The organism is Thalassovita mangrovi, assembly GCF_009857745.1.
GTDB lineage: Bacteria > Pseudomonadota > Alphaproteobacteria > Rhodobacterales > Rhodobacteraceae > Thalassobius > Thalassobius mangrovi.
This window is the reverse complement of the sequence record NZ_WWEN01000002.1, coordinates 287723-305435: the sequence shown is the minus strand read 5'-3', so window position 1 is coordinate 305435 and position 17713 is coordinate 287723. Positions and strand designations below refer to the sequence as shown.

Below are 17713 nucleotides of genomic sequence, written 5' to 3'. Positions count from 1 at the left end.
GCAGTATGAAACGCAGGGGCACTGTGGCGCCCGTTGCGTGGGAAAAGACGAATGGCGCGGGGCTTTAATCCACGGACCGGGGTAAATTGGGGGTAAAGAGAATGTGAAGCGGGCCCCGCACGTCAGGGGGGACGATCCCGGCGAAATGGTCTCTTTCGGTTGAAACGACCCAGCGTCGTTGCGTTCCGGGCCAATCCAGTGCTGGACTTGCGCGTTGTTTTGCCTGCACAACTATCTCCGTCAAGCTCGCACCCCTCGGGGGTGGGATTCAAAGCCTTGATATCGGGAGGAATTACGACATGAGCGAAGAACGCGCGATCCTTTGGACGCCGACGCAGGAGCGGGCCGATGCAACCCTGATGGCGGATTATATCCGCTGGCTGAAAACGTCACGGGGATTGGAATTTGCCGATTACAACGCGCTGTGGGAATGGAGCATCACCGAGCTGGAGGCGTTCTGGACCTCGATCGTCGAGTATTTCGACCTGCATTTCAGCAAACCCTGGACCACGGTTCTGAGCGAACGCAAGCAGCCGGGCGCGGAATGGTTCGTCGGGGCCGAGATGAACTATGCCGACCAGGTGTTCCGCTGGGCCGATCAGAAACCCGACGCGCCCGCCCTGATCGTGCAGTCGCAAACCTTCGAGCGCAAGGAACTGACCTGGGCCGAACTGCGCCAGTCGGTGGCCAATGTCGCCCGGCACCTGCGTGACATGGGGGTGGAACAGGGCGACCGGGTGGTGGCGATCCTGCCCAACACGGAAGTGTCGGTCATCGCCTTCCTGGCGACGATCAGCATCGGCGCGATCTGGTCGCTCTGCGCGCCGGATATGGGCCATGTGGCGATCCTCGACCGGTTCAAGCAGATCGAACCGAAGGTCCTGATCGCGCAGGACGGCTACATGCACATGGGCAAGACGGTGGACCGCCGCGGCATCATCGCGGAAATCGCCGAGGGCCTGCCCAGCCTGCGCCAGCAGGTCATCCTGCCGGTGGTGGGCGATCTGCCCGACGGCGCCGTGCATTGGAATACCCTGCTGGAGGGCGACGCCACGCTGTCCACCCAGCAGGTCGGCTTTTCCCATCCGATCTGGGTGGTCTATTCCTCCGGCACGACGGGCAATCCCAAACCCATCGTGCACGGCCATGGCGGCGCGCTTCTGGAAGGGGCCAAGCAGGGCCTGCATATGAACGTGACCGACAAGGACCGTTTTTCCTGGCTGACCTCCTCGGGCTGGATCATGTGGAACGTGCAGCTGGGATCGCTGGCGCAGGGCGCGACGGTCGCCATGTTCGACGGCGCCGCCAACTATCCCGACATGATGGAGGTCTGGCGCTTCGTGGCCCATGAAAAGCTCAGCTATTTCGGGGCGGGCGCGGCCTATTACACCGCCTGCCAGAAGGCGGGGATCAAGCCGCGCGCGGAACTGGACCTGTCGCATCTGGTGTCGATCGGGGCGACCGGGTCGCCGATGACCGCCGAGGGTTACGACTGGGTCTACACTCAGGTGGCGCCCGACGCCTGGCTGGCGCCGATTTCCGGCGGCACCGATATCGCCGGGGCCTTCGTCTGCGGCAACCCGATGCTGCCGGTGCGGGCCGGGGAAATGCAGGCCCGCGCGCTCGGCAATGCGGTGCGTGCCTTCGACGACGCTGGCAACGAACTGATCGGCGAGGTCGGGGAACTGGTCTGTACCGAACCCTTGCCTTCGATGCCGCTGTTCTTCTGGGGCGACAAGAACAACGAACGCCTGATCGACAGCTATTACGACACCTATCCGGGCGTATGGCGTCATGGCGACTGGATCGAAATCACCCCCGAGGGCGGATCGGTGATCTATGGCCGGTCCGACGCGACGATCAACCGGCGCGGACTGCGCCTGGGCAGTTCCGAAATTTACCGCGCGGTCGAGGGACTGGACGAGGTGATGGATTCCCTGATCGTCGATCTGGAATTCCTGGGCCGCGACAGTTTCATGCCGCTGTTCGTCGTCATGGCGCCGGGCGTGGCGCTGGACGACGCGATGAAGGACAAGATCCGCGCCTCGATCCGGGCCAGCGTTTCGGCGCGGTTCCTGCCCGACGAGATCGTGGAAATCGCCGAAGTGCCGCGCACCCTGTCGGGCAAGAAGCTGGAAGTCCCGGTGAAAAAGCTGCTGCTGGGCGGCGATCCCGCCAAGGTGGTCAATCGCGACTCGATGGCCAATCCGGACAGTTTCGACGTCTTCATCGCCTATGCGCGGGATCACGAGGTGCTGCAGGTCAAGGCCTGACGGGACCATGCCGCGCCTGGCGCTGGCCGTGACGTGTTTACGCCATGGCCAGCCGCCTGCAGCGTAACAGAGGGCCCGCTTCATGGACGGAGGGGTGAAACCTTTGGCCCGCGCTCAAGGCTCTGGCAAAAAATTCGCAACAATTGTCGCTTTTTCAAACAGGCACAGGGACGCCACGCGCCATCTTGCAAGGTGATGGCGCCGCTTTTACGGCGCGATTTGCCCGGTTTGATGGAGTGGACAGATGACATCCGGCGCCGACCTTCATGGCTTTCTGAACGATTTACGCTGGCAGGACCTTCCCGCCCCGGTGCAGAACCGTATCCGGCTTCTGCTGCTGGACCTGCTGGGCACGGCGCTTGCCGGAACCGGGACGGACCTGCACGGGGCGGTGTTGCGCTATGCCGCGCGCAACCTGTCCGGCGGCCGGTCGCGCGCCTTGTTTTGCGGCACCCGGCTGTCGCCGGAAGGGGCCGCGCTGGTCGGTGGCATGACGATCGATTCCGTGGATGCCCATGACGGTCACAAGCTGACCAAGGGCCATGTCGGCTGCGGGCTTCTGCCTTCGCTGCTCAGCGCGCTGGACGACCGGGACCTGGAGCCGAGCGGCGAGGCGTTCCTGACGCTGCTGGCGGCGGGTTATGAAATCGGCACCCGCGCGGGCATCGCGCTGCATGCCACGGCGCCAGATTATCACACCAGCGGGGCCTGGATCGCGGTCTGCGCCGCGGCCATGTCCGGCCACCTGATGGGGCTCGGGCCCGGCGTGTTCGGCCATGCCCTGGGTATCGCCGAATATCACGGCCCGCGCAGTCAGATGATGCGGGTGATCGACCATCCGACCATGCTCAAGGACGGGTCCGGCTGGGGCGCGCTGGCGGGGGTTTCGGCCGCCGCGCTGGCCGCCGAGGGCTTCACCGGGGCCCCGGCGATCAGCGTGTTGGCGCCGGAAGTCGCCGGTGTCTGGGCGACGCTTGGCACCGACTGGGAGGTGATGAACCAGTATGTCAAAGGCTTCCCGGTCTGCCGCTGGGGCCAGCCCTCGGTGCAGGCGGCGCTTGATCTGACGCGGGACCGCCCGCTGCGGGCGGCAGACATCGCATCGGTCGAGATCGAAACCTTTCACGAGGGCACGCGGCTGTTCCGGGGCGTTCCCGCCAGCACGGAAGAGGCGCAGTATGCCATCGGTTTCCCGGTCGCGGCGGCGCTGTTGCGCGGGCGGGTCGGGGTGGCGGAAATCTCCGCCCCGGCGTTTGCCGACCCGGAGCTTTGCGCGCTGACCGCGCGGTTGTCCTTCCGCGAAGACGATGGGTTCAACGCGCGGTTCCCGGCGGAACGCTGGGCTCGGCTGACGGTGCGGCTGAGCAGTGGTGAGGTCCTGACCACGCCGGATACCCAGGCCAAGGGCGATCCCGAGACGCCTTATAGCGACGCCGAGATGATCGCGAAGTTCCATGACCTTGCAGGCGACGCCGCGCCGCATGCGCGGCTGGCGGCGATCGAGGCGGCGGTGATGGGGCTGGATGGCGGCGCGGCATCGTTCAAGGCGCTGCAGGCGCAGATTTTTCCCAAACCCTGAACGGGGCAGGGGCGAAGGCCCCCCTGGCGCATCCCGGTGCGCGATGCAATTTGCCTCCCGCGCGGGCGGCACTTGATCAAGCGCAAAGTGGGACGGTTTCGTTGCGCGTAGGCTTTCACGGTAAACTGGAAAAATGGCGTGGATTTCGCGAAAATTCACGCCACCCCTATCGCGACACAGCAGGGAGAGGTCATCGTTATCATGGACAATCTCAATATCACCCCGGCCCATATTCACATGCTGATCCTGAAGGCCCGCGCCGTGATGGTGAAAGAGGGCGAGGTCACCCCCGATGTCGGCGGCAATGACGTCGACGATCCACGGCCCGACGCGTTGCAGGACGTGCCCGGCGACCTGACGCGGGAGGAACTGGTCGAGGAACTCGAAGGTCTGAACGAGGATCAGCTGATCGAACTGGTCGCCCTTATGTGGCTGGGCCGCGGCGATTCCGAGACCGAGGAATGGGACGAGCTGGTGCAGCTTGCCGGCGATCGCGAAGAGACGCCGACCATCGACTATCTTCTCGGTCATCCGTTGGTCGCCGATTACTGGGCCGAGGGGCTCGATAAGTTGGGATACGGCAGCCTGCTTGATTAACGGGCCGTTCATTGTGGATGTAAGCACCGGATATGCCGCCAAATCCTGAAAAAAACACCGCTGATGGGCCGAATTGGTCCGGGATGCAGGCGCTTGTCGTGCTGGCGGTCGTGCTGTCGCTGACGATGCTGGGCAGTCTCTTCATCGAACAGCCGCCCTTCGAGGCGCGGCTGTCCTATAGCGAGATCAAACAGAAGATCCGCGACGGCGACATCCAGTCGGCCGAATTGCACGAACACGACATCGTGGTCACCACCAAGGCGGTAGACGCGGCCGAGGCGGAAGAGTTCAGCGCGGTCATCCCGATGCAGGGCGATCCGGAATTGCTGGCATTGCTCGAACAGCAGGGGGTCGAGATCACCGCGACGGAACCCGATGACGTTTCGATCTTTTCCTATCTGCTGCCCTGGGTGCTGATCCTGGGTGTCTATCTGTGGCTGCAGCGGCGGATGATGACCAATATCACCGGCGGGCTGGGCGGTGGATTGGGCGGCGGGCCGGGCGGGGTGGCCGGGAATATCCTGGGCGGCCGCTTCACCAAGCCGACCAAACCGACGCGCAAGATCACCTTCGACGACGTGGCGGGGCAGGATCAGGCCAAGCGGGAAGTGGCAGAACTGGTCGAATTCCTGCGCGATCCCGAACGGTTTCAGCGCGTCGGCGCCGAGGTGCCGCACGGCGTTCTGCTGGTCGGGCCGCCGGGCACCGGCAAGACGCTGCTGGCCAAGGCGCTGGCGGGCGAGGCCGACGTGCCGTTCTTTTCCACCTCGGGGTCGGAATTCATCGAAATTTTCGTGGGCGTCGGCGCCGGACGGGTGCGCAAGATGTTCGAGGAGGCGCGCAAGGCGGCGCCGTCGATCATCTTCATCGACGAGCTCGACAGTATCGGGCGCACCCGCGGCACCGGGCTTGGCGGCGGGCATGACGAACGCGAACAGACGCTGAACCAGATCCTGGCCGAACTCGACGGCTTCGGCGGCCGCGAAGCGGTTGTCGTGCTGGCCGCCACCAACCGTCCCGACGTGTTGGACCCGGCGCTGCTGCGCCCGGGGCGTTTCGACCGCCACGTGACGCTGAACTTGCCCGACAAGCAGGCGCGGCGCGCGATCCTCGACATTCACGCCCGCAAGCTGCCGCTGGAGGACACGTCGGACCTGGACATGATCGCGGCGGGGACGCCGGGGTTTTCCGGCGCGGACCTGAAGAACCTGCTCAACGAGGCGGCGATCGGCACCGCGCGGCGCAATGCCAGCCTGGTCACCCGCGCCGACCTGGACGAGGCGCGCGACAAGGTGATGATGGGCACGGTGCGCACCCTGGCGATCCGGCCGCAGGAACGCCACCGGCTTGCGGTGCACGAGGCCGGTCATGCCGCCGTGGCCTATTTCACCCCCGGGGCCGATCCGCTGTACAAGGTCACGATCATCCCGCGCGGCCAGGCCCTGGGCGGGACCCATACCTTGCCCGAAGCCGAACGCCACACGCTGGACGAAGAGTACCTGCGCGCTCAGCTTGTCATCCTGCTGGCCGGGCGGGCGGCCGAAAAGCTGTTCCTCGGCACGGTCAGCTCCGGCGCCGATGACGACATCCGCCGCGCGACCGAACAGGCGCGCGCGATGGTCGCGCGGTGGGGGATGACCGAGGACCTGGGCCCGGTCGACCTGCGCCAGAGCGAGGATCATCCGTTCCTCGGGCGTAGCATGGCGCAGCCCAGAAGCCATTCCGACGCGACCGCCGCTGCGGTGGATCAGGCGGTGATCGAGCTGCTCAAGACCGCCGAAGCGGCGGCGACCGAGGCGCTGGTGCAGCACAGGGGGCAGGTGGAACGGCTGGTTTCCCAACTCGAAGCCGACGAAACGCTGGATTTCGACGCGATCCGGGCCAGCCTCGACCCCGACCGGGTGGTGGAACAGCCCGCGCAGCCCCTGCCGCCGGTCGGCAAGGTGCCGTCGGTGCAATAGGCCGGTGACGGGGGCTGGGGTCAATCCTGCTGATTGCCCGCCTGTCCGGCCAGCCAGCCCAGCGTGACCGCCGAAAGCAACCCGTTGCCGGACAGGTAACCGCTGTCGCCCGATCCTGACACGCCACAAGCGGCGCCGCCGACGGCAAAGAGGTTGTCGAACGTCGCGCCGGACCGTTGCAGAACCCGCGCGTTGTCGGGATCGACGACCAGGCCGCCCTGGGTGTGGAACAGCGCCCCGGTCACCTTGACCGCGGCATAGGGCGGTTGCAGCGCCGGGCCATTCCACGACCGGCCGAACGCGTCCTCACCCGTTGCGGGGATGTCGGTGATACTGCGGCTCAACGCCTCTTCCGGCAGGCCCGTCACCTCGGCCAGCTCCGGCAGGCTGTCGGCCCAGCGGATCGCGCCCTGCGCTTCGGCTTGTTTGAAGTCCTCGAACTGGCGCGCGATGTTGGCGATGCGTTTGTCGAAGATCGCGAAGGCCATGCCCTCGGGCTGGGCCAGAACCACCCGGGCGGCTTCGGAATAGCCCTGGGTTTCGTTCCAGAACCGCTCGCCTTTCAGGTTCACCTGAACGCCGCCTTCCATGATCACCGCCCAGGTGATCAGGATGCCATGCGGATGCGCCACGTTGCCGTGCCCCTGGTAAGACGCCAGGTGCCCGGTCTGCGCGCCCAGCTCCTCGCCCCATTGCACCGCTTCGCCGCGGTTGCCGTCATGGCCGAACCACAGCGCGTCGCGGATATCGGGGATCAGGCCGGCCACCATGTCGCGATTGCCGCCGAAGCCGTTGCAGGCGAGGATCAGCCGCTGGCAGGCAATCGTTTCCGATCCGCCATCGGGCCGTTCGACCCGGACGCCGCGGATCGTCTTCCCCTCGGCGTAAAGTTCCACCGCGCGGCGTTCGCAGATGATGTCGATCCCGGCATTTTCCGCCGCGCCGCGCAGCGCATCGACCAGATCGCGGCCCGACCGGCTGGGCAGCCCGTGCATCCGCCGCCGCGCATGGCCCGGGTAGTCGAAATCGGTGACCACGGAAAAGGGCAGCTGGTGGGTTTCGGAAAGCCAGTCGATCACCCGCCCCGAGACCCGCGCCATCGCGCCGACCAGCCGGGGATCGTTTTCGCCATGCGCCTTTTGCTGGATGTCACGGGCGAAGATCGCCGGGCTGTCCTCGATCTCCGCTTCGGCCTGCGCCCTGGTGCCCGCCGCCGGGATCAACCCGGCGCTGAGCGCGGTCGACCCCGAGGGCACCGCGTCGGCCTCGATCACCAGAACGTCCTCGCCGCGTTCGGTGGCGGCAAGTGCGGCGACCAGACCACCGGCGCCCGCGCCGATGATCAGCGTGCCGACCTCGAGGTCGAAGCTTTCGGGCGGGGCGGAAACCGTGCTCACTTGTCCTTGCCGTCCAGCTCGGCGCCGATGGCCAGCATTTCGGGGGTGCCGATCACCTCGTTCAGCCCGTCGAAATCGAACATCCGGTCCTTGAACGGCGTGTTCGACCCGTTGGCGCGCAGCGAGGCATAGTAATCGGTGGCGCAGCGGGCCAGCGCCCGCACGATGCCGCCGGGGAAGATCACGATATCGAAGCCCAGGCTTTCCAGGTCGGCTGCCGATGTGATCGGCGTCGCGCCGCCCTCGACCATGTTGGCCAGCAGCGGGATGCGGCCGCGGAAATGCTCCGCCACCCGGGCCAGCTCGTCGCCGGTGCGCGGCGCCTCGATGAACAACACGTCGGCGCCCGCTTCGACATAGGCCTCGGCCCGGTCGATGGCGGCACTGAACCCTTCGACGGCGATGGCATCGGTTCGGGCGATGATCAGCGTCTCGTCGCTGGCGCGCGCATCGGCCATGCCCTTCAGCTTGCCTTCCATTTCCGACTTGGAAATCAAGGTCTTGTCCGACAGGTGGCCGCAGCGTTTGGGATAGGTCTGATCCTCGACCTGCAGGGCGTTGGCGCCGGCGCGTTCGTAAAGCCGCATGGTGCGTTGCGCGTTCAGTGCGTTGCCGAAGCCGGTATCGGCGTCGATCACCACCGGCAGGTCGACCCGGTCGCGGATCAGCGCCATCGTATCGGCCATTTCGCTGACCGAGGTGAGCCCGATATCGGGGCGGCCCAGCTTGGTATAGGCGACGGCGGCGCCGGACAGGTACAGCGCCTCGAACCCGGCCTGTTCGGCCAGCGCGGCGGTCAGCCCGTCATAGACGCCGGGCGCGACCAGGATTTCGTTTTGTTGCAGGCGGGTCTTCAGGGTCATTCATTTGCCTCCAGCAAAGCGATGGTGTCGTTGCAGGTCATCTGATCGCCAAGCGATCCGAGAGAGACCAGCGTGGCGTCGTGGACCTCCTGCTTGAAGGCGGCGCAGCCGTCGGTCAGCAGGACGGTGTCGAAATTGCGCAGATGCGCGTCGCGCAGGGTGCTGGCGACGCCGCCATTGGTGACGATGCCGCCGATCAGCAGCAGCTCAATCCCGAGCGCGTTGAGGATGTATTCCAACCGTGTCTGGTAGAAGGCCGAATAGGCCACCTTTTCCACCGTGTAATCGGCCGGTTGCAATTCATCGACCAGCTGGTGACCGAATTCACCGGGGGCGAAATCACCCTTGCCGAGGAACGGGCGCAACTGTTTCAGATGCGGCGCGATCAGCGGCTCGCCCCCCGGTCCGGGGACCAGGGTGAACTGGGCGCTGATATAGATGCCGCCCTTGGCCCGCAGCGCGTCGCGCAGCGGCACGATCCGGTCGGGCAGGGCGGTGATCGCCTCCGCCCCTTGCCCCGCGCGGCCATAGGCGCCCTTGGGGTGCAGGAAATCATTCTGCAGGTCGATGGTCAGCAGCGCGGTTTTCTTCGGGTCGATATGCGTGATCTTGCCCATGTCATGCGTCCCCCGTGCGGGTGATGATGGTGTTGCCATACTTGTCGACCGTGGCGCGCAGCCCCGGGTCGACCAGGACGGTGGTGTCGGGCTGCACAAGGATCGCGGGCCCGTCGATCACCGCGCCCACCGGCAGCGACAGGCGATCATAGATCGCGGTGTCGTACCATTGGGATGCGAAATGCACCTGGCGGCTGCCCTTGAGCGAAGCCTCGACACTGCCGCCTTCGGGCGCCAGCGTTTCGAGGTCGAACTTGGGGCGACGGCCGACCACGGCGGTGCGCAGGTTCATCACCCGCCGCACACCCTTGTCCAAGAGTCGGCCATAGGTGGCGCGATAGGCGTCGTCGAAGGCCGCCGCGATCTGGTCGCGGGTCGGCGGGGTGACCTTGCCGCCCTCGATGGTGACGGCGACGGGCACGGCGACCGTATGGGTCTGACCCAGATAGGCCATGTCGAGTTCGACGATCACCTCGCGCGCCTCGAAGCTGCTGCGCGCGGCGTCCAGCATCGCGTGGCCCTTGTCGACGTGATCCTGCAGGTAACCGGCCAGCGCCTGTTCGTCGATCTGGTCGACGAAGGCGTTGATGGTCTGGACGAAATCCTGCCTCATATCGGCGATGACGCAACCCATGGCGCTGGTCACGCCCGGGTAGCGCGGCACGATGGCACGGCCAATCCCCACGTCGTCCAGCATCGCGCCGGTATGAAGCGCGCCACCGCCGCCGAAGGGCATGAAGGCGAATTTCTTGGGATCGAAACCGCGTTCGATCGACACCAGACGGATCGCGCCTGCCATGCGGGAATTGGCGACGGTCAGGATCGCCTCGGCCGCTTCCAGCGTTGTGAGGCCCAAGGGTTCGCCCACATGTTCGTCGATGGCGCGCGCGGCGGCGTCGACGTCGAGCCGGTCGAGCTTGCCGCCGATGGGATTGTCCGGATCGATCCGGCCCAGCACCACGTTGGCGTCGGTCACGGTGGGGCGGGTGTTGCCCTGACCATAGGCAACGGGCCCGGGGGTGGAGCCTGCGCTTTCCGGCCCGATGTTCAAGAGCCCGCCCTTGTCGACCCAGGCGATCGATCCGCCACCGGCACCGATGGTGGTGATTTCGATCATCGGCGTGCGCACGACCATGCCGAAATCGATCGAGGTCTGCGGCGACAGGATCGATTGCCCACCTGCGATCAGCGACACGTCGAAGCTGGTCCCGCCCATGTCGCCGGTGATTACGTCCGGGTAGCCTGCGGTCTGCGCGATGTAGCCTGCGGCGATCACCCCGGCGGCGGGGCCCGAAAGGGCGGTGCGCACCGGCAGGCGGCAGGCGGTATCCACCGCCATCACGCCGCCATTGGATTGCACGATCATGAATTCGCCGTCGAACCCGCCCTTGGTCAGCGCGTTTTCAAGCCGGTTCAGGTAACCCGACACCTCGGGCTGCAGATAGGCGTTCAGCGCGGTGGTTGAAAACCGTTCGTATTCGCGGATTTCCGGCAGGATTTCCGACGAGGCCGACACATGCGGGTTGGGCCACATGGCGCGGACCGCTTCGACGGCGCGTGTTTCGTTTTCCGGGTTGGCATAGGCGTTGGCGAAAAGGATCGCCACGGCCAAGCAGCCCTGATCCAGCAGTTGCTTTGCCGCGGCCTTCACCGCGTCGATATCCACCGGCGTGCGGATGGTGCCATCGGCCAGCGTCCGTTCGGGCACTTCCAGCCGCAGGTCGCGCGGCACGACGGGTTCGAAATTGCCCCGCAGGCCCCAGGTCTGCGGCCGGTCGCGGCGGCGCATTTCCAGCACGTCGCGCAGCCCTTCGGTGGTGATCACCCCGATCCGCGCGCCCTTGCGTTCCAGCAGGGCGTTGGTGCCCGCGGTGGTGCCGTGCACCACGACGGCGACGGTGGACAGGTCGCTGACCTGCTTACCGATCCCGTCGAGGAAGCCGCCCGACTGGTCGGGGCGCGAGGTGGGGACCTTGGCGACGCGCGCCTCGCCGGTCGCTTCATCCATCACGAAAACGTCGGTGAAGGTGCCGCCGACATCGACGCCGATCATTACATTGCTCATGCCTTCACCTCTTTCCATGCGGCGCCATACAGGTCGGTGGCGGTGTCGGGGCTGAGAAAGCCCAGTTCGACGTCACGCGCCACCTTGGCCGGATCGCGGGTTTCCGCGGGGCCGTAGCCGCCGCCGCCCGGGGTTTCCAGGCGCACCGCCTGGCCCTGTTTCAGGCTGATGCCGCGCATCTTCGATGCCATCGGCGGTTCGTGCCAGCCGTCATCCTGTTCGTAACTGAAATGGTTGGTGACCGACGGATTGCCGCCCGCCACGCCCTGCGGCGCGAAACGGCCGCGTTCGCCGAACAGGAAGGCCTCGGCGCCGTTTTCTTCCAGCACTTCGATTTCATAGACCGCGCCCAGACCGCCACGCTGCGCGCCTGCGCCCGCGCTGTCGGGGCGCAGGGCCCATTGCCGGAACATCACCGGATAGGCCGCTTCGAGGATTTCCATCGGCGGGATGGTGGCGGTGGAAATCGGCGCGTTGCCGTGGTTCAGGCCGTCGCCTTCGGGCGTGCCGCCATGGCCGCCGCCGTAGAAGGAAAACATCACCCAGGGTTGGCCGTTCTTGCGCCGCCCGGCGATCGACAGGGCGTTGATCGTGCCATAGGCGTTGCCGACCACCATGTCGGGCGCGGCCTGCGCCATCGCCGAAAAGATCACGTCGATCATCCGCAGGATGGTTTCGGTATAGCCGCCCACCGGCGCCGGGAATTCCGCCGACAGCAGCGATCCTTCGGGGATCTTCACCTCGATCGGGCGCATCACGCCCGCGTTGGCGGGCAGGGCGGGGAAGATATGCTTGATCGCCACATAGGCGGTGGCGACGGCGGTGGGATAGGCGATGTTGACGGGCCCGGCGCAACGCGGCGCGGTGCCTTCGAAATCCATCACCATCCGGTCGCCCTTGATTTCCAGCGACACCTTGATCGGCAGCGGCTCATCGGTGATGCCGTCATTGTCGAGGTAATCCACAGCTTCCCAGCGGCCGTCGGGCAGATCGCTGAGTTCGGACCGCATCAGCGTTTCGGCGCGACCGCCCAAAGCGTCGAGCGCGGCCTTCACCGTGTCCGCGCCGTATTCGTCCAGCAATTCGTCCATCCGCTTGACGCCAAGATCGAGCGCGCCCAGCTGACCGTTCAGGTCGCCCTGCGCCGATTGCGGCAGGCGGGTGTTGCGCATCAGGATGTCGATGATGTCCTGGTTGACCACGCCCGCGCGCGCCAGACGGACCGGGGGCAGGATGAACGCCTCGGCAAAGGCATCGGTTGCCGCCGGGTTGTAGTTGCCCGGCACCGCGCCGCCCAGATCGTGCCAATGCCCGACCGAGGCGAGGTAACAGAACAATTCGCCATCGCGGAAATAGGGCCGCACCAGCCGCATGTCCGACAGGTGGGTGCCGCCGATATGGGCGTCGTTGAAGATGAAGATATCGCCGTCGGCCAGATCGCCCTCGGCCGCGGCCTTGTCGATCACCGCCTTGACGGCAAAGGACATCACGCCGACGAAGATCGGCAGGCCCGACTTGCCCTGCACCAGCGTGTCGCCGCTGCTGGCGTGATACAACCCGTGGCTGGCGTCATGCGCCTCGGCGATGATCGGGTTGAAGGCGGCGCGGAACAGCGTTGCGTCCATTTCGTCGGCGATCTGTTCCATCCGGCCGGACAGAACCGCCAAGGTGATCGGGTCGATGTCGCTCATCCCTGCGTCCTCACTTCGGCGATGTCGTTCCAGACGTCCTGCTTGGTGATCTTGCCGCCGGTCAGTTCGAACCGGTCGATATAGCGGATGCCTTCGAACGGGGTGCCGTCGGGCCATTCGCCGTACAGCGTGCCGACCGAGTAGACCACTGTGGCATCGCCCGATTGCAGCGCCTCGAAGCCCTCATAGGTCTTCTTGACGAACTTGTAGCGCGGTTTCGACCATTCGATCAGTTCCTGCAGGGTGGTCATGCCCTGCGCGCCGGGGAAGTTCATCACGAAGCCGTCGCCCAGCATCGCCTGCGCCTTGTCCAGCTCGCGCGCTTCCATCGCGCCCAGATAGGCGCGGATCGTGTCGCAGGGATCGGGCAGGGGGGTGGCGGGCTGCTTGTGTTCGTAACCGCGCATGTAATCGGCGCTGTCCATTTCGTGGAACATCACCGTCACCGCGTCGGGCGAAGCCGGCAGAACCATCCGTACCGCATCCGTCAGGGCGCGCCCGAGTCGCGTCTTCACTTCGTCGGAATAGCCTTTGAGCACATGCGTTTCGATAATCGGCATGAGGACCCCCTGTTTTTGTTATCTGTATTTTTTGTAATACAGGTTTTGCGATGTGCATAGTACAAAAAAGTTGCCGGTTATGGGATTGATTTGTTGCTTTTGAAAAATCCGATGATACCGTTCTAGTCGAATCTGGGGCATATTTTCGGGATTTTGAAGTTGGTCAACGGACAGACAAGTTTGCCGGAAGGCGGCAAGGCGCGCAGGGTGTATCTGTTGCTGAAGGACGAAATGTCCTCCGGCACCTATCGCCCCGGAAGCACCTTGCCGGGCGAACAGCGGCTGGCCGAACAGTTCGGGGTCAGCCGGGTCACCGTGCGTCGGGCGCTGGACGCGCTGAACACCGACGGGTTGATCGAACGGCGCGCCGGGTCGGGCACCATCGTGCGCGAACGCAACGGCACCGCGGCCGGGATGAGCGTGGATTTCGCCACCCTGATGCCGCAGCTGGTCGACATGGGGCAGCGCACCACCGCGCGGCTGCTGTCCTTTTCCTATGGCGAGGCGCCGCAACGGGTCGTCGATGCGATGAAGCTGCCCGAGAGCGTGCGGGTGCAGACCGCCGTCCGGGTCCGGCTGATCGACGGGCAGCCGTTTTCCCACCTGACCACCTATGTTCCCGAAGAAATCGCCGCCAATTATACCGAGGCCGACCTGGCCACCACGCCGCTGTTCAAGCTGATGGAACGCTCCGGCGTGCAGGTGGCCGACGCGCAGCAATCGGTGTCGGCGGCGCTGGCCTCGCCCGACGTGGCCGAGGCGCTTGGCGTGTCGGTCGGATCGCCGCTTCTGTCGCTGCGCCGCGTGGTGCGCGATGTCGAGGGGCGCGGCGTTGAATACCTGTCGGCGCTCTACCGGTCCGATCTGTTCCGGCTGGAAATGTCGATGGCCCGCGTCGGCGAAGACGACAGCCGCCACTGGCAGCCGGTGATCGTCGGCCAGAACGGCGGGGAGGGCGGCATATGACGGCCCGGACCCTGTTCGAAAAGCTCTGGTCGCAGCATGTGATCCTCGAAGAGGAGGATGGCGCGTCGCTGCTTTGGGTCGACCGTCACCTCGTGCATGAGGGGTCGCACCACGCCTTTGCCAAGCTTGCCGCGCGGGGGCTGCCGGTCGCCGAACCGGATCTGACTTTTGCGGTGGTGGATCACTATGCCCCTACCCGCAATCGCGATCTGTCCAAGGCCCATGGGGATGTGGCCCGGATGATCGCAACGCTCGAACGCAATGCTGCCACTCACGGACTGCGTATCTTCGGGCTGAACGACCCCCGGCAGGGGATCGTCCATGTCATCGGCCCCGAGCAGGGCATTACCCTGCCGGGGCTGACCATCAATTGCGGCGACAGTCATACCTCCACTCACGGGGCATTCGGCGCCTTGGCCTTTGGCATCGGCGCGACCGAGGTTGCGCATGTGCTGGCCACGCAAACGATCTGGCAGGCGCGTCCGAAGACCATGCGGATCACCGTCACGGGCAAACTCGGCCCGGCGGTGACGGCCAAGGATCTGGCGCTGAACTGGATCGCCAAGCTCGGCGCCGACGGGGCCAGCGGGTACGCCATCGAATATGCCGGGCCGGTGGTCCGCGCGCTGTCGATGGAAGGCCGGATGACCCTGTGCAACCTGTCGATCGAAGGCGGCGGGCGATTGGGGATGATCGCGCCGGACGCCACCACATTTGCATACGTCAAGGGCCGGCCCTTCGCGCCCGAAGGGGACGATTGGGACCGGGCTACGGCCTATTGGGCGACGCTGCCCAGCGACGAGGATGCCGTTTTCGACCGCGAAGTGACCATCGACGGGTCCGAAATCGCCCCCACCGTCACCTGGGGCACCAGCCCGGAAGAGGCCTTGCCGATCACCGGCACCATTCCGGCGCCGCACGACCTGCCGGCCGACAAGGCCCCGCGCGCCCGCGATGCATTGGATTACATGGGATTGCAGCCGGGCCGCCCGATCGCGGGCACGCCGGTAGATCAGGTATTTATCGGTTCCTGCACCAATGGCCGGATCGAGGATTTGCGCCTCGCCGCCGCGGTGCTGAAGGGGCGCAAGGCGCAGGTGCCGGGCATGGTTTCGCCCGGATCGTCGCTGGTGAAACAGCAGGCCGAACAGGAAGGCCTGGATATTATTTTCAAAGAAGCGGGTTTGGAATGGGTGGATTCAGGTTGTTCAATGTGCGTGGGGATGAACGAAGATCTGGTGGCGCCGGGCAACCGCTGCGCCTCTTCGACAAACCGAAATTTCCGCGGCCGGCAAGGGCGCAATGCGCGCACCCATCTGATGAGCCCGGCCATGGTGGCCGCCGCCGCCGTGACCGGAAAGCTGACCGATGTGCGGCCGTTGCTGGAGGGGCGCGACTGATGGCGGGCTGGAGCAAACATACCGGTCAGGCCGTCGCGCTGCCGCTGGAAAACATCGACACCGATCAGCTGATCCCGGCGCGGTTCATGTCGACGCCGCGTTCCGAGGGCTATGGCCGCTTCCTGCTGCACGACATGCGCCGCGACAGCGATGGCGACCCGATCGCCGACATGCCGCTGAACCGCCACAGCGAGGCCTCCATCCTGGTCACGCGGCGCAATTTCGGCAGCGGGTCGAGCCGCGAGGCGGCCGTTTATGCGCTGGTCGATTTCGGCATCCGCGTGGTGATCGCCCCCAGTTTCGGGGACATCTTCGCCTCCAACGCGGTGAACAACGGATTGCTGCCGCTGAAGCTCGACAGCCGGGAGGTCGAGGAGATCCTGGCCGGGATGCGCGACGACTGCGTGACGGCGACGATCAATCTTGAAACCTCCATGGTCCGCATCGGCGGCGAATGCCGTGGTTTCGAATTGCCCGACAAGTGGCGGAAAAAGCTGATGAACGGCTGGGACGACATCGATCTCACGCTGGACCGTCAGGAAGAGATTTCGGCCTACCGCGACGCGCGGCGCGCCGAATTTGGCTGGGCCTGGCCCAGATAAGAACCACCCCGGGCACCGACCACACCGGTGTGCGGGGACAAAGCGGGGAAAAATCCCTCAACAACAGGGCGGGGCCCCAGGCCCCGGTAAAGGAGATCGAAAATGAAACATACGTTTTTTGGCGGGCTGATTGCGTCTTGCACGCTGATCGCCGGCGCTGCTCAGGCCGAAGATACCATCACCGCCGTGCACGCCTTTCCCGAAACTCTGATCTATACCAAATCGTTCCTGTCCTTCGTCGACAAGGTGAACGAAGCGGGCAAGGGCGTTGTCCAGATCGAAGTGCGCGGCGGCCCCGAAGCCATCGGCATGTTCCAGCAGCCCGACGCGGTGCGCGACGGCATCGTCGACATGGTCTATACCCCGGGGTCCTTCTATGGCGGCGCGCTGCCTGAAAAGGATGCGCTGGTGGCGTCGAACCTGACCGCGGCCGATGCCCGCGCCAATGGCGGCATCGAACTGATCGACCAGATTCACCAGGCCAAGATGGGCGTGAAATACCTCGGCTGGATGGACAGTGGCGTCTGCTACAACCTGTGGACCCGGGACGAACCGGAATTCGACGACAAGGGCAACCTGAAGGTCGAAGGTCTGAAACTGCGCGGCAACGCCGTCTATAACGCCTTCTTCACCGAATACCTGGGCGCGCAGGTGATCGACCTGCCGACCACCGAAGTCTATTCGGCGCTGGAACGCGGCGTGGTGGACGCCACCGGCTGGACCCAGATCGGCCTGATCGACCTGAAGTGGAACGAATTCCTGAACTACCGGATCGAACCCTGCTTCTTCTCGACCGACCTGGGCGTGATCGTGAACCTCGACAAGTGGAACAGCCTGAGCCCGGAATCGCAGAAGATCCTGCAGGACGTGGCCATCGCCCACGAAAAGGAAAGCGCCGAGGCCCTGGGCGCCAAGCGTGACGAGGACTTCGCCAAGCTGGAAGAAGCGGGCATGAAGGTTGTCAGCCTCGAAGGCGAAGCCAAGGCCAACTACCTTGCCGCTGCGCGCGAAAAGACCTGGGCGCGGATGAAGGGCCTGATGGCCGAAAGCCCGATGGGTGACGGCAATTACGACACGCTGATCGCCAAGTTCTACGATCCGGCAAAAGACCAGTAATCGCGAAACGGGCCCCCTCGGTGTCG

General features: G+C 65.4%; 14 protein-coding genes. 8 read left to right on the top strand and 6 right to left on the bottom strand.

Annotated elements, in window-relative coordinates:
- The first annotated feature begins 299 nt into the window (after positions 1 to 299).
- The 4 genes from GR167_RS03225 (at position 300) to ftsH (ending at position 6410) form a co-directional block, all read left to right on the top strand.
- Positions 300 to 2273, top strand: coding sequence for an acetoacetate--CoA ligase (locus tag GR167_RS03225; protein ID WP_160972009.1), 1974 nt, complete (start codon positions 300 to 302; stop codon positions 2271 to 2273).
- Positions 2274 to 2517: 244 nt separating this feature from the next.
- On the top strand, positions 2518 to 3852 hold the full coding sequence (locus GR167_RS03220) for an MmgE/PrpD family protein (RefSeq protein ID WP_160972008.1): 1335 nt from the start codon (positions 2518 to 2520) through the stop codon (positions 3850 to 3852).
- A 201-nt stretch (positions 3853 to 4053) separates the two neighbouring features.
- Positions 4054 to 4449 (top strand): DUF3775 domain-containing protein, encoded by a 396-nt coding sequence (locus GR167_RS03215; protein ID WP_212769817.1) that lies wholly within the window; start codon positions 4054 to 4056, stop codon positions 4447 to 4449.
- 83 nt (positions 4450 to 4532) lie between these two features.
- Complete coding sequence (ftsH, locus tag GR167_RS03210; RefSeq protein ID WP_235915829.1) at positions 4533 to 6410, top strand: ATP-dependent zinc metalloprotease FtsH; 1878 nt, start codon at positions 4533 to 4535, stop codon at positions 6408 to 6410.
- A gap of 20 nt (positions 6411 to 6430) precedes the next feature.
- Here the strand turns inward: ftsH and GR167_RS03205 are convergent, their stop codons facing one another.
- The 6 genes from GR167_RS03205 to GR167_RS03180 are packed head-to-tail and all read right to left on the bottom strand — an operon-like array spanning position 6431 to position 13603.
- Positions 6431 to 7807 (bottom strand): FAD-dependent oxidoreductase, encoded by a 1377-nt coding sequence (locus GR167_RS03205; RefSeq protein WP_160972006.1) that lies wholly within the window; start codon positions 7805 to 7807, stop codon positions 6431 to 6433.
- Positions 7804 to 8670 carry an isocitrate lyase/PEP mutase family protein gene (locus tag GR167_RS03200; protein WP_160972005.1) on the bottom strand — a complete coding sequence of 289 codons (867 nt, stop codon included), beginning with the start codon at positions 8668 to 8670 and terminating at the stop codon, positions 7804 to 7806. Before GR167_RS03200 ends, GR167_RS03205 begins: the two co-directional genes overlap by 4 nt.
- Entirely contained in the window at positions 8667 to 9287 is a 621-nt protein-coding gene (locus GR167_RS03195) for a cysteine hydrolase family protein (protein ID WP_212769816.1), read from the bottom strand. The genes GR167_RS03200 and GR167_RS03195 overlap by 4 nt, the downstream gene beginning before the upstream one ends.
- A 1-nt stretch (position 9288) precedes the next feature.
- The gene (locus GR167_RS03190) at positions 9289 to 11352 is read right to left on the bottom strand and encodes a hydantoinase/oxoprolinase family protein (RefSeq protein ID WP_160972004.1); all 2064 of its coding nucleotides are present in this window, start codon (positions 11350 to 11352) and stop codon (positions 9289 to 9291) included.
- Positions 11349 to 13043 (bottom strand): hydantoinase B/oxoprolinase family protein, encoded by a 1695-nt coding sequence (locus GR167_RS03185; protein WP_160972003.1) that lies wholly within the window; start codon positions 13041 to 13043, stop codon positions 11349 to 11351. The genes GR167_RS03190 and GR167_RS03185 overlap by 4 nt, the downstream gene beginning before the upstream one ends.
- A complete protein-coding gene (locus GR167_RS03180) occupies positions 13040 to 13603 on the bottom strand; it encodes a tautomerase family protein (RefSeq protein WP_160972002.1) in 564 nt (187 codons plus the stop codon). The genes GR167_RS03185 and GR167_RS03180 overlap by 4 nt, the downstream gene beginning before the upstream one ends.
- A 207-nt stretch (positions 13604 to 13810) precedes the next feature.
- Here GR167_RS03180 and GR167_RS03175 point away from each other — a divergent pair, with 207 nt between their 5' ends.
- The 4 genes from GR167_RS03175 to dctP all read left to right on the top strand — a co-directional run bounded on the left by GR167_RS03175 (position 13811) and on the right by dctP (position 17687).
- On the top strand, positions 13811 to 14569 hold the full coding sequence (locus tag GR167_RS03175; protein ID WP_370741237.1) for a GntR family transcriptional regulator: 759 nt from the start codon (positions 13811 to 13813) through the stop codon (positions 14567 to 14569).
- Complete coding sequence (gene leuC, locus GR167_RS03170; protein ID WP_160972000.1) at positions 14566 to 15969, top strand: 3-isopropylmalate dehydratase large subunit; 1404 nt, start codon at positions 14566 to 14568, stop codon at positions 15967 to 15969. The genes GR167_RS03175 and leuC overlap by 4 nt, the downstream gene beginning before the upstream one ends.
- Entirely contained in the window at positions 15969 to 16571 is a 603-nt protein-coding gene (gene leuD / locus GR167_RS03165) for a 3-isopropylmalate dehydratase small subunit (RefSeq protein ID WP_160971999.1), read from the top strand. Before leuC ends, leuD begins: the two co-directional genes overlap by 1 nt.
- Positions 16572 to 16673: 102 nt before the next feature.
- Positions 16674 to 17687 (top strand): TRAP transporter substrate-binding protein DctP, encoded by a 1014-nt coding sequence (gene dctP / locus GR167_RS03160; RefSeq protein ID WP_160971998.1) that lies wholly within the window; start codon positions 16674 to 16676, stop codon positions 17685 to 17687.
- Positions 17688 to 17713: the final 26 nt, after the last annotated feature.

Bases quoted from the DNA above. Each gene is read 5' to 3' on its own strand.
- leuD (WP_160971999.1), top strand. From the start codon at position 15,969: ATGGCGGGCTGGAGCAAACATACCGGTCAGGCCGTCGCGCTGCCGCTG.
- ftsH (WP_235915829.1), top strand. From the start codon at position 4,533: ATGCAGGCGCTTGTCGTGCTGGCGGTCGTGCTGTCGCTGACGATGCTG.
- GR167_RS03220 (WP_160972008.1), top strand. From the start codon at position 2,518: ATGACATCCGGCGCCGACCTTCATGGCTTTCTGAACGATTTACGCTGG.
- GR167_RS03180 (WP_160972002.1), bottom strand. From the start codon at position 13,603: ATGCCGATTATCGAAACGCATGTGCTCAAAGGCTATTCCGACGAAGTG.
- GR167_RS03200 (WP_160972005.1), bottom strand. From the start codon at position 8,670: ATGACCCTGAAGACCCGCCTGCAACAAAACGAAATCCTGGTCGCGCCC.
- leuC (WP_160972000.1), top strand. From the start codon at position 14,566: ATGACGGCCCGGACCCTGTTCGAAAAGCTCTGGTCGCAGCATGTGATC.
- GR167_RS03195 (WP_212769816.1), bottom strand. From the start codon at position 9,287: ATGGGCAAGATCACGCATATCGACCCGAAGAAAACCGCGCTGCTGACC.
- GR167_RS03215 (WP_212769817.1), top strand. From the start codon at position 4,054: ATGGACAATCTCAATATCACCCCGGCCCATATTCACATGCTGATCCTG.
- GR167_RS03225 (WP_160972009.1), top strand. From the start codon at position 300: ATGAGCGAAGAACGCGCGATCCTTTGGACGCCGACGCAGGAGCGGGCC.
- dctP (WP_160971998.1), top strand. From the start codon at position 16,674: ATGAAACATACGTTTTTTGGCGGGCTGATTGCGTCTTGCACGCTGATC.
- GR167_RS03185 (WP_160972003.1), bottom strand. From the start codon at position 13,043: ATGAGCGACATCGACCCGATCACCTTGGCGGTTCTGTCCGGCCGGATG.
- GR167_RS03190 (WP_160972004.1), bottom strand. From the start codon at position 11,352: ATGAGCAATGTAATGATCGGCGTCGATGTCGGCGGCACCTTCACCGAC.